14 protein-coding genes and 1 pseudogene are annotated in these 15,269 nt (G+C 63.1%); 10 read left to right on the forward strand and 5 right to left on the reverse strand.

The window, feature by feature from the left end:
• Positions 1–121: 121 nt before the first annotated feature.
• A complete protein-coding gene (locus ACNI65_RS21720; protein WP_416759319.1) occupies positions 122–520 on the forward strand; it encodes a hypothetical protein in 399 nt (132 codons plus the stop codon).
• A gap of 17 nt (positions 521–537) precedes the next feature.
• Here the strand turns inward: ACNI65_RS21720 and ACNI65_RS21725 are convergent, their stop codons facing one another.
• Positions 538–1,104 carry a hypothetical protein gene (locus ACNI65_RS21725; protein WP_416759321.1) on the reverse strand — a complete coding sequence of 189 codons (567 nt, stop codon included), beginning with the start codon at positions 1,102–1,104 and terminating at the stop codon, positions 538–540.
• Positions 1,105–1,329: 225 nt separating this feature from the next.
• Here ACNI65_RS21725 and ACNI65_RS21730 point away from each other — a divergent pair, with 225 nt between their 5' ends.
• The gene (locus ACNI65_RS21730; RefSeq protein ID WP_416759323.1) at positions 1,330–1,674 is read left to right on the forward strand and encodes a CzcE family metal-binding protein; all 345 of its coding nucleotides are present in this window, start codon (positions 1,330–1,332) and stop codon (positions 1,672–1,674) included.
• A 45-nt stretch (positions 1,675–1,719) separates the two neighbouring features.
• Complete coding sequence (gene flgB, locus ACNI65_RS21735) at positions 1,720–2,190, forward strand: flagellar basal body rod protein FlgB (protein WP_416759324.1); 471 nt, start codon at positions 1,720–1,722, stop codon at positions 2,188–2,190.
• Positions 2,191–2,236: 46 nt separating this feature from the next.
• Here the strand turns inward: flgB and ACNI65_RS21740 are convergent, their stop codons facing one another.
• Together ACNI65_RS21740 and ACNI65_RS21745 are read right to left on the reverse strand one after the other, a co-directional pair.
• A complete protein-coding gene (locus ACNI65_RS21740; RefSeq protein ID WP_416759326.1) occupies positions 2,237–2,431 on the reverse strand; it encodes a hypothetical protein in 195 nt (64 codons plus the stop codon).
• 108 nt (positions 2,432–2,539) lie between these two features.
• Complete coding sequence (locus ACNI65_RS21745; protein WP_416759328.1) at positions 2,540–3,586, reverse strand: porin; 1,047 nt, start codon at positions 3,584–3,586, stop codon at positions 2,540–2,542.
• Between the two features lie 378 nt (positions 3,587–3,964).
• On the opposite strand from ACNI65_RS21745, the gene ACNI65_RS21750 reads away from it, so the two are divergent.
• From ACNI65_RS21750 to ACNI65_RS21770, 5 genes are all read left to right on the forward strand, one after another.
• Positions 3,965–5,539: a hypothetical protein gene (locus ACNI65_RS21750; RefSeq protein WP_416759330.1), complete on the forward strand. Its 1,575-nt coding sequence runs from the start codon at positions 3,965–3,967 to the stop codon at positions 5,537–5,539.
• A 1-nt stretch (position 5,540) separates the two neighbouring features.
• Complete coding sequence (locus tag ACNI65_RS21755) at positions 5,541–6,575, forward strand: glycosyltransferase family 2 protein (protein ID WP_416759331.1); 1,035 nt, start codon at positions 5,541–5,543, stop codon at positions 6,573–6,575.
• Positions 6,569–8,092: an ArnT family glycosyltransferase gene (locus ACNI65_RS21760; protein ID WP_416759333.1), complete on the forward strand. Its 1,524-nt coding sequence runs from the start codon at positions 6,569–6,571 to the stop codon at positions 8,090–8,092. Before ACNI65_RS21755 ends, ACNI65_RS21760 begins: the two co-directional genes overlap by 7 nt.
• 148 nt (positions 8,093–8,240) lie before the next feature.
• On the forward strand, positions 8,241–9,101 hold the full coding sequence (motA, locus tag ACNI65_RS21765) for a flagellar motor stator protein MotA (RefSeq protein WP_416759335.1): 861 nt from the start codon (positions 8,241–8,243) through the stop codon (positions 9,099–9,101).
• Positions 9,098–9,472, forward strand: coding sequence for a diacylglycerol kinase (locus ACNI65_RS21770; protein ID WP_088404246.1), 375 nt, complete (start codon positions 9,098–9,100; stop codon positions 9,470–9,472). The genes motA and ACNI65_RS21770 overlap by 4 nt, the downstream gene beginning before the upstream one ends.
• Positions 9,473–9,783: 311 nt before the next feature.
• On the opposite strand, the gene cadR is transcribed toward ACNI65_RS21770, so the two are convergent.
• Positions 9,784–10,230 carry a Cd(II)/Pb(II)-responsive transcriptional regulator gene (cadR, locus tag ACNI65_RS21775; protein WP_088404245.1) on the reverse strand — a complete coding sequence of 149 codons (447 nt, stop codon included), beginning with the start codon at positions 10,228–10,230 and terminating at the stop codon, positions 9,784–9,786.
• Between the two features lie 85 nt (positions 10,231–10,315).
• On the opposite strand from cadR, the gene ACNI65_RS21780 reads away from it, so the two are divergent.
• Together ACNI65_RS21780 and ACNI65_RS21785 are read left to right on the forward strand one after the other, a co-directional pair.
• The gene (locus ACNI65_RS21780) at positions 10,316–12,904 is read left to right on the forward strand and encodes a heavy metal translocating P-type ATPase (RefSeq protein WP_416759338.1); all 2,589 of its coding nucleotides are present in this window, start codon (positions 10,316–10,318) and stop codon (positions 12,902–12,904) included.
• Between the two features lie 135 nt (positions 12,905–13,039).
• Complete coding sequence (locus tag ACNI65_RS21785) at positions 13,040–14,959, forward strand: FTR1 family protein (RefSeq protein ID WP_416759340.1); 1,920 nt, start codon at positions 13,040–13,042, stop codon at positions 14,957–14,959.
• Positions 14,960–14,992: 33 nt separating this feature from the next.
• Here the strand turns inward: ACNI65_RS21785 and ACNI65_RS21790 are convergent.
• Positions 14,993–15,253, reverse strand: a pseudogene (locus ACNI65_RS21790) (MFS transporter); the annotation flags it as partial.
• Positions 15,254–15,269: the final 16 nt, after the last annotated feature.

The raw sequence follows: 15,269 nt of genomic DNA on the forward strand, positions 1-15,269 counted from the left end.
TTGGCCAAAACGCTGCCGACTCGGAGGAGGACTGCCTGCCACGACTGGGCCAAAATTCGGGCCTGGGCGCATGCGCCCCTCCGGCATGCGCCCCTACGGCGCCTGCGCAAGAATCTGAACGATGCTGAAGCCTGAAGAATCCGGGAGCGCTACCGACGCCGGACTGCGCATGCCTGAGCAGGCAGCCGTCCGGGTTACGAGGGAGCTGCGGGATCTGGACAAGCTGATCCTTGCGCTTCCTTCGATGTTGGCGCACTGCAAAGTCGCCACGTTGAAGCGGCAAGCTGAGGCGATGAAGTCGTTGAGCTCAGTGCTGATGTTGACGATCCTTCTGGATCGTCCATTTTCGGAGGTGCTCGATGCGTCCGACGATCTGGCCAGGTCTGTTCGCCCCTTTGTCCAGCTCGCATCCAAGTCGCGCTTGTCTCTAAGCGCGCAGCTCGCCACGCGGCTGCTCTCGGATTTGGGCAATCAGCTGCACGCAAACATTGCCATCGCGCTACGTGGCGAAGGCGCGTAACCCTTGCGATACGCAGACTAGTCGCTGCCCGCGGCGGGGGTCTTCTCCTTCAAGAGGGTGCTCAGATGAGGGATCACGTTCTCATCGACGTGGTCCAGCATGGCCTTCGAGGCGTGGGCGTCTACGCTGGGAAGGTCGATGCCGACCTGTTGAGACCAGCTTCGGATCACGCCAAGGAAGATCATCGAAAGGCTTTGGCCATCTTCCATGAAGCGCAACAAGAAGGCCTTCAGGTTCTTCCTCCCATCATCCGAATGAAGATCCAAGCCTCCCGGCACGTCGAACAAGCGGTGAGCGATGATGTTCCGGCTCTCTAGAAAGCGCTCGAAGCGCTCGTCGAAACTGGGGTGCAGGTCCACCCGCTCCCGCAAGATGCGCAGTAGCTGGCCAAGCGTCGCCTTGCTGTGGCGTCGCAGGATTCCTTCCAGCTGTGCTTCCGACACGAGCGGCTCGTCCCGGAGCACAAACGTCAGGCAGGTGCTCATCAGGCGCTCCACGCCTTGTCCAGCCACCACCGCCAACCCCAGCGTCTTCAGCACGTCGTCCTGTTCGGGCGTGTAGCCCGATGCGATGTCGTTGTTCACCTTCGCACCTCCATCGCTCCATTCTCCGCTCGATGTCTGTCTTGTTCATCCCGGAACTGGCGCGTCCTTGGGGCGTGGAATCCCGATGAACAAAGGGCGCGAGCTAACAAACTTGTCATCGCTACGACAGGTCCGTTGAAAGCGGCAGATTTCTAAAGTGCTGTTCATGGTGGATGCGGTTGATGCTCTTGGTGAGCACGGCTCCACCGGAACAAGGAGATCTGTATGAACCGAACCGTTGCCATGATCGCTGTCGCTGCCAGCCTGTTCGCAGGCCTCAACTCGCCGGTCGCAGCACAGACGGCCGAACGCCTGATGAACGGAAATTCCATCTACGGCGTGCCGTTCGCGGGGCAGAAGACGGACTTCGTCGTTGACCTGGATTCGCGCCGGGCCATCAACATCGAATGTGGCCAAACCGTGCAATTCCGCCAAGGCGGGAAGACCTTCGCCTGGAAGTTCGACGTCGTCGGCCACCGCTCGGTGGACCTGTCCAAGATCGCCCCGGCGGGCTTCGCAAGCAAGCCGTTCAAGGTTTACGTCGACAAGAACGAAGGCGAACGAGCCTGAAACCCACGAAGCCGCAATAGCGGCTTCGCTTCTTTGGGGGATGCCATGGATGGGATCAAGGACGCGAGGTTCGGCACCGCCACGGCCAAGCAGGCTCAGGAATCGGATGAGTGGCGGGCGCAGGCGCTGGTATTTCGCGGAAAGCGCCAAGCCATGCTGGCGAGCAACATCGCCAACGCTGACACGCCCAACTACAAGGCGCGCGACATCTCGTTCGCAGACGTCCTGCGGGCATCAAGCCAAGCCGAGGAACTCATCGACCAGGATGGCAAGGAAATTGGGACGGCGCGTGAAGTGCCGCTCATACCGGCGAGCACGCTGGCGTTTGCTGGCTATAGACAGCCGTTGCAAGACAGCATCGATGGCAACACCGTAGAGGTCGAGCGCGAGCAGGCCGAGTTCGCTCGCAACACGATTCTGTACACCCTGGCGATGGCCTCGTTGGACGACGAGGCCACGGAGTTCAAACAGGCAGCTGCTCTGCCAAACGCCGCGTCGCCCACGAAGCGTGGTTGACGGCTGATCCACTCGCGGCAGGCATGTAGATGTGCTTCGGCGCGGTTCAGTCGCCTCGGGTCATCGCGGCGAAGGTGTCGAGCGCAGCTTCCTCGGCGAGCTCCGGGCGGTCATGCTCTCCAGCGATCGGCACACGCACGGGTGGTCCCAGCTCCGGCGGCGGGGTGAGCACAAGCACGGCCACAAAACGGCCGGATTCGCTGCGCACGATCTCAACATTCGGAACCCAGCTCTCGTCCATGAGCTCTCCCGCTCAGTGTTTGCTTCTGAAAGCCAGATGGTAGGCCGGTAAAAAAAGGGGATGCGCGATGCGCATCCCCTTCGCCTTTACCTTGCAATGAGCCTAGCCTTAGAAGCTGTGGCGCACCCCCACTTCCGCGCCGGAGGAGTTCTGGCCGCCCAGCATGCCCGCCGGCGTCGTGTACAGCACGGAGCTGCGAGCGGCGCCCTTGTTAGTCACGCGAGCCACGGTGCCGTAGAGCGCCGTGCGCTTCGAGAAGTCGTAGACGTAGCCCAGCGCCAGGCGGGTGCTGTCGTCGCCATCGGCGAAGTCGGAACCCACCGCGCCGCCGGAGCGGTTGGCGTTGGTGTAGCCCACGCGGATCTGGCCGACGGTCACCGGGATGGTCGCGCCCAGCGAGATTTCGGTCGACTTGCGTTCGCCCCACTTCTTCACGTCGACCAGGGTGTGCAACACACCCCACGGCGACTTGTAGTTGAACAGCAGGTTGTAGTTCTTGAACTTGGACAGGTTGGCGCCGACATCCGTCGTGCCGTAGGCACCGCCCACCAGGAAGCTCTTGTCTTCGTAGCCGATGCGGCCGCCGTAGTACTTGTTGCCCACGGTGTTCCCCTCGCCTGCGGCGACATGGAACTGACCGTAGACGCCGCCCAGGTTCTTCGGCAGGAAGTAGCTCACGCCGTTGTCTGTACGCTGGATCGTGGTTGCACCACTGCCCAGGTTCGCGCCGCTGCCATAAACAAAGATGCCACGAGATCCCACACCCACGATGCCGAACTCATCATTTAGCGCGTTGTTGTAGGTCGGCGTCGTGTCGCGGCCCAGGCGGACCTCACCGAAGTCACCCATCAGGCTGATCGTCGAGCGGCGGTTCCAGTACTTGCTCGCGTTGGAGGTACCGGTATCCAGATCGATGCCTGACTCCAGGTGGAAGCCAGCCGACAGACCGCCGCCCAGTTCTTCAACGCCACGAACGCCCAGCCGGCTAGTCGTGTTGGCACCGGACGTCACGCCCTTGACCGTACCCGCGTTGCCGTTCTTCACCTGGCGGACCGCAACGTCGGCGACGCCGAACAGCGTCACGGACGAGGTTTGCGCGAAGGCCGAGCCGGCAAGCGCGCTGCATGCCAATGCCAAGAGGACTGGCTTATTCATGAACTTCTCCTATTCGATGGTCGATGCATAGAGACGCGATTCGCCTCAAGCACGACGCAGGCTAGGGAGAAGAGCAAGGGAAATCCACGAGTTCTACCGATTGAGCGGGTGCGTGCTCGCGCACGGTGGTCCAAACGGTCGTGAGGCGTGTCGCTGAGGACACAGCCGAAGCAGCAGGAAATTTCTGATGCGAGGTCACATGTTCGACACGTCCGGGAACGACCGACGCCATCGCCATCGAAGCTGACGAACCGGTAATCAGACGGTCAGTTGTTGGTCAATGCCTGATCTCTAGTCTCTCGTCTGCTCGCGATGTTCCGGCGATGCGAGTGTCCCGAGGATGCTCGGCAAATGCGCCAGTGCGAAGAAAGGCGCTCGATGAGAAGACAAGACATTCAACTGATTTCCAGGGCAAGACGAGGAGATGCTGCGGCCTGCTTCGAGGCGGGGCGCATGTACTTGGAAGGGATGAAGGGATTCCCGCGGCACGTGCCGCTTGGACTTGAGTACCTGAGTCATGTCGAGACTCTCAGGGAAGAAGAGGCTCAACGTCTTATCGTTGAGGCGCTCGATTTGCATGAGATCGCTGTTCACGGACGCGTCGCCACCCTTGAGCGGGCGGCACGCCTGGGTAGCGGAGAAGCGCAGCTCAGAGTCGCTATCTGGAATCTGCTCACGCAGGTCGATCAACGCGAGGCGATGGGCTGGCTTGGGCTTGCTGCGAGGTCTGGTCAGGTCGGAGCAAAGGACGCGCTGACGCTGCCGGCCTCCGCGGTTGACTCCGACGATGCGGCGGTGGTGCGTGTAAAGGCGCTGCTGGGGGTCCCGAAGATTGGATGGCCCGAGCTGATCGCGTTGGCGATGGAGCGGGCGCTGGTTAGAAAGGAGCCGCGCCTTCTACTGCGAGCCCTCGCGGTGAGCTTGGCCCTCGGGCAGTTATCCAACTCGACCCTGGCCGATCAGGTGTACGCGGCGATCAGCTTTGCCAAGTCGATCCCCGACGTGCGGATCACGGTCGATACGAAGGCCATCGAGGTGTTGCTCGATGACTGCGTTGATCGCGGGAACTGTGCCGCGGCGTTACTGCTGGGCCAGGCGCTGAGCGGCAACAACGTCGGATCGATTGACTGGGACATGCTGGTGCCGGCGCCGAACAGGCGCAAGGCTTCTGCCTTGCTCATGCGGGCAGCCGACGCTGGGTATGGCGAAGCCTGGACCCGGCTCTACGAACTGCATGCCAACAACCACAGCTCCGTAGCCAATCCTCCGATGGCGCGCTTCTTCTTGGAGAAGGCTGCAGCGAGCGGGGACGTCTCAGCGCAGCGCCGGCTGGGCGCAACGATCCTGCGCGCCGCTGCATCCCTACGCGATGCTGAACAAGGGATGCACTGGCTGTACCTGGCCTCGCAGTCTCAGGACTTCCAAGCCCAGGGACTGATCCGCACCTTAATCCTCCCGGTTCAAGGTTGCGAGTCCGACGCTGCGCGCGGCATCTTCGAAGTCGCGAAGACCAACGGCGCCTTGGCCGCACGGTTGAGGGTGGCAAGGGACTTTGGTCTCACCAAGCTCGAAGCCATGACCGTAGACATCGTCGAAGGACTGCGGCCATGGGGCTTGGTCGTGGGGAAGAACCCGTTCATCCAACATGCCAGGCTGTCTTCTCCGCGGGCTATACCTGCGCTCTCCTCTTCGACCTTGCAGACACTGAAGCGCAGCGCGGGCTACCTCGCTGATGGCAGCGTGCAGGGCTCTGGGCCTCGTGATATCGAGCTCCGGCATCGCGCGGCCAGATTGAAGCAGGCGTTGGACAACCACGGATTGTCTGAGTCTCTCTACTTCGCGAAGGCGAGTTCTGACGAGTTGGATGCCATGCGCGGTGGACCTCGATGGGCCCGCCAAGTGAAGTTGCAGCTGGATGCAGCCATGGGGCACGAGGGAGAGGAGCTTGGTTGAGATGTTCAACACTGCCTGGTCCCCGGCTCCCCTTCAACTTGTCCCCGCCGCGCCAATGCGCCAGATGGCCGGTGCAGTTTCCGTCGTCGTGCCGGTCTTCAATGAAGCGGCCAGCCTGAAGGCATTCCACGAAAGACTGAGCTTAGCACTGCTGTCTCTGGATCGACGCGTAGAGATCCTCTACATCGACGACGGCAGCACTGACGGGACGCGCGACGCCTTGAACGCGCTCCGAGCGCTAGACCCTCGCGTGGGTGTCGCAGCCTTCAGCCGAAATTTCGGCAAGGAAGCGGCCATGACCGCGGGGCTGCATCTGGCGCGCGGCGAAGCGGTGATCCTGATCGACGCCGACCTCCAAGATCCTCCCGCGTTGATCCCCGAGATGATTCGTACTTGGGAGGAAGGCGCCGATGTCGTCACGATGCGCCGGAGGTCGCGCGCCGGAGAGAGCTGGCTCAAGACGTTTTCGGCGTTCGCGTTCTACCGCATCTTCAACATGCTGTCGGATACCTCCATGCCGCCCGACGTGGGGGACTTCCGCCTGCTGAGCCGTCGCGTTGTTGACGCCATCAATCGGATCCCGGAACGCAACCGCTTCATGAAGGGCCTGTTTGCGTGGGTCGGGTTCAAGGCTGTCACGATCGACTATGACCGGGACGCGAGAAACCAAGGCCACACCAAGTGGGGCTTTCGCAAGCTCTGGCGCTTCGCGGTGGAGGGGATCGTCGGATTCTCGACGGTGCCGTTGAAGATGGCCACCTACGTGGGCCTGACCTGCGCTGTCGCGTCTTTCCTCTACGCGGTGTACTTCCTCGCGAAGACAGCGCTGTTTGGCGAGCCCATACATGGGTTTCCGACCCTGATCATCAGCATTCTGATCCTCGGCGGACTTCAGCTGATGGCCATCGGCATCCTCGGTGAGTACGTGAGCCGTCTTTTCATCGAGTCCAAAGCCAGGCCGCTGTACCTGATCGAAGAGTTCCGTCCCGCGGTGTCCTCGCCACCCCTGTGGGTCGCTGGAGCCAGGCCGTGGTGAACCGCGCCTTGGATGTACTCGAAGCGTCTCACACACCTCCCAGAGCGATATCGACCACGTTCTGGGTGGTCGTCTTGTTGGCGCTGTGCATCGGCCTTCGCACCCTGACGCTGGGAACCTACCCGCTCTCGGACAACACCGAGGCCCGGTACGCGGAGATCGCTCGAATCATGATGTCGGGCGGCGACTGGATCAATCTTCACCTGCCTGGGGATGTCGTCTTCTGGGGCAAGCCGCCGCTGTCGACCTGGTTCTCCGCGACCGGTCAACTGGCTCTCGGCGCCAACGAGTGGGGTGCTCGCCTGCCCATGCTGGTGCTCGCCATGATGGCCACGCTGATCGTCTGGAGATGGTTGCGTGACTCCAGTTCCCGCGAGGCCATCCTTGGCGTCGCCGTGTTGTGGAGCAGCGCGGTGTTCTTCGTGAGTGCGGGCGCAGTGATGACCGACATGGCTCTGACCGTCGCCGTGACGCTCAGCATTGGCGGCTTCTGGTGGGCGATCTCCGGGACCAACCTGACCAGAGTGCGTGTAGGCGCACTGGCGTTCTTTGTGGGGCTCGCCTTGGGACTGCTGGCAAAGGGTCCGGTGGCGCTTGTTCTATCTTTGGTCCCGGTCGTCGTGCATGGCCTGAGCTGTCGCGGTGCCTTCCGAGATGTGACCGCGCTGCCCTGGTTCAAGGGGGGACTGCTGGTCTTGAGCATTGCTGGACCTTGGTACGCGCTGGCGGAACTTCGCAGCCCAGGGTTCCTTGAATACTTCCTTGTCGGGGAGCACTGGAGCCGGTTCACGCAGCCGGGATGGACCGGTGACCTCTATGGCACCGCGCACGAGCAGGCCAGGGGAATCGTCTGGGCATACCAGGCAGTCGGATTCTTGCCTTGGAGCCTGCTTCTGCCCTGGCTGCTGATCGGCAGGCGCGGGGCCGCGAGACAAATCGCCGGCGGTACGCGATCGGGGAGATCTCCGGACACGGCGCTACTCGTCGCATGGGCGTTGACGCCAGCGCTGCTGTTCTCGGCGTCGAGGAACATTCTTTGGACGTACGTGCTTCCGGCCGCGCCTGCGTTGGCGATTCTTGCCGGGCGCTGGCTTGCACGAGATTCGCGGCAACGCGTTGTTCACGGGCTTGTCGCGACTGGACTTGTCATCCTGGCCGGTGCGGCCGCAGCGTTGCTCTTGAGCCAAGGGGCGATTGGCGCCATCCGATCAGCATCTGGCGTGCTGCTCCCGCTGCTGTCGGGCGGTCACAAAGCCTCGGAAGTGTCGTTCCTCAATGCGCTGCCGTACTCCGCCAGTTTCTACACGGGCGGCAAGGCGCACGACGTGGTCAAGGACGAAGAGCTTGACCTTTGGCTTCGCCGGGATCCGAAGCTCGGTCCGCTTCACGAGCACGAGTTCCTGGTGACCACCGAGAAGTCCTGGCGCTCCCTGTCCGAGGGCCGCCGCTCCCAGCTGCATGTGCTCTTCGATGCCGATGGCTATGTCCTGCTGGTCCGCGCAGGGCCGGCCGGATGAATCGCGGGACGCTGCCCAACGCGGCGCGCGCACGCGAAGCCGGCATGACACCTCATCAACTCGCCGCGCCTTTTGGTCGCGGCCTCTGCGCCGTGGCCGTCACGGCGAAATCGTCGACGCGCAGCACCTCAATTTTGGAGATTGATCAATGTTCATAGCCATCGGGTGGGCGCTCGCCTTGGCTTGCATCTTTGGCGTGTTCATCGCGCACGGGGGCAATATCGGTGTCGTGCTCAAAGCCTTGCCGTTCGAGATGACCACCATCTTCGGCGCGGCGATCGGCGCCATGTTGGCGACCAATCCTCCCAAGGTCATGAAGGCGACGGTGAAGGGTCTCGCAGCCTGCTTTAAGGGCAGCAAGTACACGAAGGCGCGCTACATGGAGCTGCTGGCGCTCATGTACGACATCCTTCAGAAGGCTCGCAAGGAAGGCCTGATGTCCATCGAGAAGGACGTCGAGGATCCGCACAGCTCGCCACTGTTTCAGAAATATGCGGCGGTGGGCAACGATCACCACGTCACCGAGTTCATCACCGACTACCTGCGGATGATGGTCTCGGGCAACCTGAATGCGCACGAGATCGAGTCCCTGATGGACGCTGAGATCGACACGCATCATCACGAGGCCTTCCTCGCCGTGATCGCGGTGCAGCGCCTGGCGGGCGGTCTGCCGGCCTTCGGCATCGTGGCTGCGGTGCTGGGCGTGGTGAACACCATGGGCTCGGTCGGCCAACCGCCGGCGGTGCTGGGCGGGATGATCGGTTCGGCGCTGGTGGGGACCTTCCTCGGGATCCTGCTGGCCTACGCCTTCGCTGAGCCGTTGGCCGGCGCGCTCGAATCCAAGGTGGACGAGGCCGGCAAGGAGCTTCAGTGCATCAAGACCACGCTCCTGGCTTCCATGCAGGGTTACGCGCCGCAAGTGGCCATCGAGTTCGGTCGCAAGGTGCTCTATTCGACCGAGCGTCCGTCGTTCGCGGAACTCGAAGGTCACGTGAAGGGCAAGCGGTGAATCCCCACAAGGGCCGAACGGGCCTCGATCGGCTCGTACATGCGTTTGGGTATTCGCTGCAAGGCCTTCGAGCTGCGTTTGTCGGCGAGTCCGCCTTCCGACAGGAGGTAGCGGTCGCCATCGTGCTGATGCCGCTTGCGCTCTGGTTGGGAGGAAACGGCGTTGAGCGGGCGCTGCTGATATCGTCGATCTGGTTGGTGCTTATCGTGGAGCTGCTCAACTCAGCTCTTGAAGCCGCGATTGATCGGATCTCTTTTGACCGTCACGAGTTGTCCAAGCGGGCCAAAGACATGGGCAGCGCCGCTGTCTTGCTCGCCATCGCGTTGGCTGCGACAGTCTGGGCTGCGGTGCTTGCGAGCCGCTGGCTATGACCGGGAAGCCTCGCGATGCCATCCCGCAGCCCTGTCATGCTCTGACAGGGCGGGCGCACTCGATGAATTGCAGTTGCCGCTTCCAAGCGCCTCGCCAGATTCCATAGCCAGTGAAGCTGCAGCTGGAAGCTGCCGTGGGTCGTGAGAATGAGGAGCCTGGCTGAGATGTTAGATCCCGTTCTACGCACCCTACAACTTGTTCCTGCAGTGCTGAGGCGGCATATTCAGGTGCAACGTTCATGACAGCTGTCAGCCCATCCGAAGGCGGCGGCGGCGCGCTGGTAGATAGCGGTGGGTGCGGCGAGTTAAGGTCAGTGTCCGTGAACGGCGCGTCGCTTGGGAACGGCCGTCGAGAGCCCCTCCTGCGAAGCTTCGTTCAGCCCGGCAAGGATGCCGCAATGCTGGGCCGTACGCTCGTCGTCGCATCGCCTGCGCAGATCCACGAGCTGCTCTTCCAGCAGACGCAGCTCCTCGATGCGTTTTGAGACATGACCAATGTGCTCGTCCAACAACGCGTTTACGTCGCCGCACGCGGCGGCGGGCTCATCACGAAAACGAAGCAACACCCGCACCTCGTCTAAAGACATGTCCAGGCTACGGCAGTACCGAATCATCTGAAGGCGATCCAGGTGGGCCGCTTCGTAGATCCGAAAGTTTCCGGAGGTCCGCGCCGGCGCCGGAAGTAAACCTTCCCGTTCATAGAACCGGATCGTTTCGATCGGCGTCGATGCGGCGGAGGAGAGTTCGCCAATCTTCATGGGGCTCCCGGCAGCGGATAAGTCATCTCGATTTTAGGGGTCATTGGGTTGACTCTGTAGTCGGTATAGGTTTTCCAATCGGGGCATGAGCACCTCTTCGCTGAATGACATCACTGCCTCCAAGGCTACGGTAGGCACAGCCGCCTGCGCGGGCAGCTGTTCCTCGTCAGGCTGCGGTGACCAGGCCGAGGCCCCCAAGGCGTCGGCGCTCGCCAGCGCACACACCAGCGTCCTCGACCTGCACATCCCTTCCATGGACTGCCCCAACGAGGAGCGTCCCATTCGAGCAGCGGTGGAAAAGATCGCCGGCGTTCGGCACATGCGGTTCGATCTGGCTCAGCGCGGCTTAGCTGTCGACGCTCCTCAAGACGCGTGGCCGCACGTGATCGCGGCCATCAACGGCTTGGGCTTCGCTACGGTTCCTGCGGCGCAATCGCCCGAGTCGGCATCTGAGACGCACGTCGAGATGGGCGCGGTGTCCGCTGGCGCCACGGCATGTCGCGACCCCTCGTGCTCGGAGCGGATCGCCGTTTCCAGCGAGGCGGCGCCGCACGGCGGCACCGCCTTCGCAGGCCTGCTGCTACGCGTGCCAGCGATGGATTGCCCGACCGAGGAGGCGCAGATTCGACGCGCGCTTGAGCGGGTCCCAGATGTCCGTCGCCTACAGTTCGACCTTCCCGCACGCACACTGTCGGTGGACGCGCCGGCTTGGGCCAAGGATGCCGTGGTGCAGGCGCTGCTGGCAACCGGCTTCAAGTCTGAGGTGCTCAGCGAGCCACCGTCGGCCGAATTGACTGCGAAATCCCAACGCGCCGAGTTGACGCGGTTGATCGCTGCGCTGGCGGTGGCCATCCTCGCGGAAGGCTTCCATTTCTTCGCTCCCGACACCACCGTCTGGAAGGTAGTCGGCATGGGCGCTGCGGCTGCGGCCATTGCTCTCTCGGGCCTTTCTGTCTTCAAGAAGGGGCTGTCCGCGCTGCTGCGCGGGCAGCTCAACATCAACGCGCTGATGAGCGTGGCCGTGATCGGCGCCTTCCTCATTGGTCAGTGGCCTGAGGCCGCCATGGTGATGGCCCTGTACTCGCTGGCCGAGCTGATCGAAGCCCGCTCGGTCGACAGGGCAAGAAACGCCATCGCAGGGCTGCTGTCGCTTTCACCCAGCCAAGCGGAAGTCCAGCAGCCGGATGGGTCCTGGACGCTCCGACAAGCCAAGCTTGTCCAGGTCGGCTCGCTCGTGCGGGTCAAGCCTGGCGAACGATTTGCACTGGACGGCCGCGTGAGCGCTGGCCATGGCGCCGTGGACCAATCGCCGGTGACGGGCGAGAGCGTGCCGGTGGACAAGGCGCCAGGCGACGACGTATTTGCGGGAACGATCAACCAGAGCGGCTCGCTGGAGTTCCGCGTCACCAAGCCGGCCAGCGACACGGTGCTTGCTGGAATCATCCACGCAGTCGAAGAGGCCCAGAGCCAACGCGCGCCGACGCAGCGGTTCGTCGACAAGTTCGCCGCCGTCTACACACCGGCGATCTTCGTATTGGCGCTCGCGGTGGCGCTGGGTACGCCGCTTCTGCTTGGCTGGGACTGGATGACCGCCGTCTACAAAGCACTGGTGCTGCTTGTCATCGCCTGCCCGTGTGCGCTGGTGATCTCCACGCCGGTGACTGTTGTGAGCGGCCTCGCAGCTGCTGCGCGCCGCGGCATCTTGATCAAGGGGGGCGCCTACCTGGAGCATGCCCGCAAACTCTCCGTCCTTGGCCTGGACAAGACCGGCACCCTGACCGAGGGACGGCCCAAGTTGGTGGCGAGCCAGGTCGTTGCTGACAGCGGCGACGAGGGCAAGGTCCTTCGCTTGGCCAAGAGCCTGGCGGCCCGATCCGATCATCCGGTGTCCAAGGCTGTCGTGGACGGTCTGGCCGGCGAGCCCCTTGAGGTGACGGCCTTCGGCGCTGAACTGGGCAAAGGCGTTCACGGCACGATCGACGGTGTCGAGTACGTCCTGGGCAACCACCGCTGGATCCACGAACGCGGACAGTGTTCGGCCGAGCTGGAGGCGGCCCTGCTTAAGCACGAGTCGCAAGGCCGCACGCTCTCCCTGCTTGCCAGCAGCAGCCAAGTGCTCGCGATGTTTGCCGTTGCAGACACCACCAAAGACACAAGCCGCCAGGCGATCGCCGAACTCAAGGCCGTAGGCGTGCGCACGGTCATGCTGACCGGGGACAACGAGGCGACGGCCAAGGCGATTGGTCAGGAGGTCGGCGTCGACGAGGTTCGCGCGAACTTGCTGCCCCAAGACAAGCAGGCATGGGTGACCCAAACCGCTGCGGCTCAGGATGTAGGCATGGTCGGCGACGGGGTCAATGACAGTCCGTCGCTGGCCGCCGCCTCGGTGGGGTTCTCCATGGGCGCTGCGGGCACGGACACCGCTAAGGAAGCCGCCGACGTCTTGATCATGAACGACGACCTCCGCAAGGTTGCAGAAACCATCAGGCTTTCGAAGCGGACATACTCGATCCTTTGGCAGAACATCACGCTCGCGCTGGGCATCAAGGCCGTTTTCTTTGTCTTGGCGGTGTTCGGCAGCGCCTCCATGTGGATGGCCGTGTTCGCCGACATGGGAGCCAGCTTGCTGGTGGTGTTCAACGGGCTGCGACTTCTCAAACCGCTTCGCGCTTGACCCAATCCTTTTTGCCCAATCGTTAGCTCGCCTAAGCAGTAGTTAACGCAATCTTTAGGCCCGCTCGACGGGCCGCCTTTTCGTTCGGGAACAACAATGAGTCGCACTCACGGCGTTCTACATGCCGGTCTCAGCATGGCGCGCAAGATCCTCACAGCGGGCTTGATCCTCTTCAGCATGGTGGTGAGCGGCGCTGCGAGTGCCGCGGAGGCTGACGTGCGCCGCATATGGCAGATCCTCGATTACTTGGCTGTCGACTATTCGGGTGCGGTACAGGACGGCAAGATCGTTGCGCAGTCCGAGTACGACGAGATGCGGGAGTTCGCCAAGACCGCGCACGACAAGATCGCTGCCTTGGAAGACAAGCCCGAACGCGCGACCTTGCTGCGCGAAAGCGAGGCCCTTCAAGCGGAGATTGCTGCCAAATCCGATGCCACCAAGGTCGGTGGTTTGGCCAAGGCGTTGGCGAATCACCTGATCGCGGTCTACCCGGTCCCGCTCGCACCCACCGCGCTGCCTGACCTGAAGCTGGGCGCCTCGGTCTACGCGGCGAACTGCGCGGCCTGCCATGGAGCGTCGGGCAACGGCGACGGCCCTCTGGCCAAGCAGCTCGATCCCAAGCCGATCGCGTTCACTGACCACGACCGGGCTCGCCAGCGCAGCGTGTTCGCGCTGTACCAAGCGGCCAGCCAGGGGATCGCCGGAACCGCGATGCCTGCGTTTGGTCAGCTCTCCGAGGAAGATCGTTGGGCGGTCGCGATGTACTTGGGCACTTTCGCCCATGACGACAAGCAGCGCGAGCAGGGACAGCGCATCTGGAAGGAATCCGATAAGGCGCGCAGCGAGGTCAGCGGGATCGATCACTTCGTTCGCCTGACTGAATCCGAACTCGCGGGCGCCCTCGGGGAGGCCCAAGCTGCGGCGACGATGGCCTATCTCCATGCGCACCCGGAGGCACTTGCGGCGCCGAGCGCGAACAGCCTCACGCTGGCGCGCGAGCGGTTGCATCAAAGCGTTGACGCGTTCAAGGCGGGCAAGCCCAAGGACGCCGCCGAGCTGGCGTTGTCTTCCTATCTCGACGGCGTGGAACCTTACGAGCAAGCGCTGGCAGCCCGTGAAGGCTCCCTGAAGGACCAGATCGAAGTGGCGATGGGCCAGTACCGCTCGCTGATCGCATCCCAAGCCCCGCTTCAAGTAATCGAAGCGTCTGCCGCCAAGATTGACGGGCTGTTCGACGCCGCAGATCAAGTGCTGGCATCCGCGGGCGCTGACTCGACGGCCGCATTCTTCGGAAGCCTGACCATCCTGCTGCGCGAAGGCATCGAAGCGCTGCTGGTCGTGGTCGCGATGATCGCGTTCCTGCGACAGGCCAAGCGTCCCGACGTGCTGCCGTACGTTCATGCAGGCTGGATTGGCGCCCTGGCGGTCGGGGGCGTCACCTGGGCCATCGCGACGTATGCGGTGTCGATCAGCGGCGCCAACCGTGAGGTCACCGAGGGGCTGTCGAGCCTGTTCGCGGCCATCGTGCTCCTGAGCGTTGGCATCTGGATGCATCAGAAGAGCGTGGCCGGCCAATGGCAGGCCTACCTCCGCGAGCGCATGTCCGCAGCGCTGAACCGACGATCGGCCTTCTTCATGTTCGGTCTGGCCTTCGTGGCCGTTTACCGCGAGGTGTTTGAGACGATCCTGTTCTACGCCGCATTGTGGGGCCAGGGAAACGACGGTGCCATTCTTGCGGGTCTGGGCGTCGGGGTGCTTTTCCTGGTGCTCATCACGGTGCTCCTGCTGCGGTACAGCGCCCGGCTTCCGATCGGCAAGTTCTTCTCCGTGAGTTCGTGGCTCGTGGCCATCCTCGCTGTGGTCCTGACGGGCAAGGGCGTGGCCGCCCTGCAAGAGGCTGGCTGGATCGCGCCGAGCGCGCTGTCCGCTCCGCGTCTCGAAGTTCTGGGGGTCTATCCATCGGTCATCGGCCTGACCGCCCAGGGGGCCGTTCTTCTGCTCGTCCTGGCCTTCTTCCTGCGAAATGCAAGATCAAAAGCGGTGCGCGCTCATTGAAGCGGACCGAGCGGCATGCAACACTCGGCGGGCCTAGGGATGCCGAGCTGTGGTCCGCACTTCCAGCGATAGGAAGAAGAGGCTAGCAAGAGCCAGGGTGCTGAGTCCGGCAGTGATCGCGAGCGCACCCGCTCCCCATACATCGACGGCCAGACCAAAAGCCCAAGGCGCCAGCGCTTGCGCGATTCGCGCAGGCACCCTCAAGACTCCCTGCCGATATCCGTACCCGTGGGCAACCGCGAGCGGAAGCGTCCCCTTGGCGATAGTCAGGATGCCGTTTCCCGCGCCGTGCAGCTGACCTCGCGGCGAA

The organism is Roseateles sp. So40a, assembly GCF_048081605.1.
Lineage (GTDB): Bacteria > Pseudomonadota > Gammaproteobacteria > Burkholderiales > Burkholderiaceae_C > Roseateles.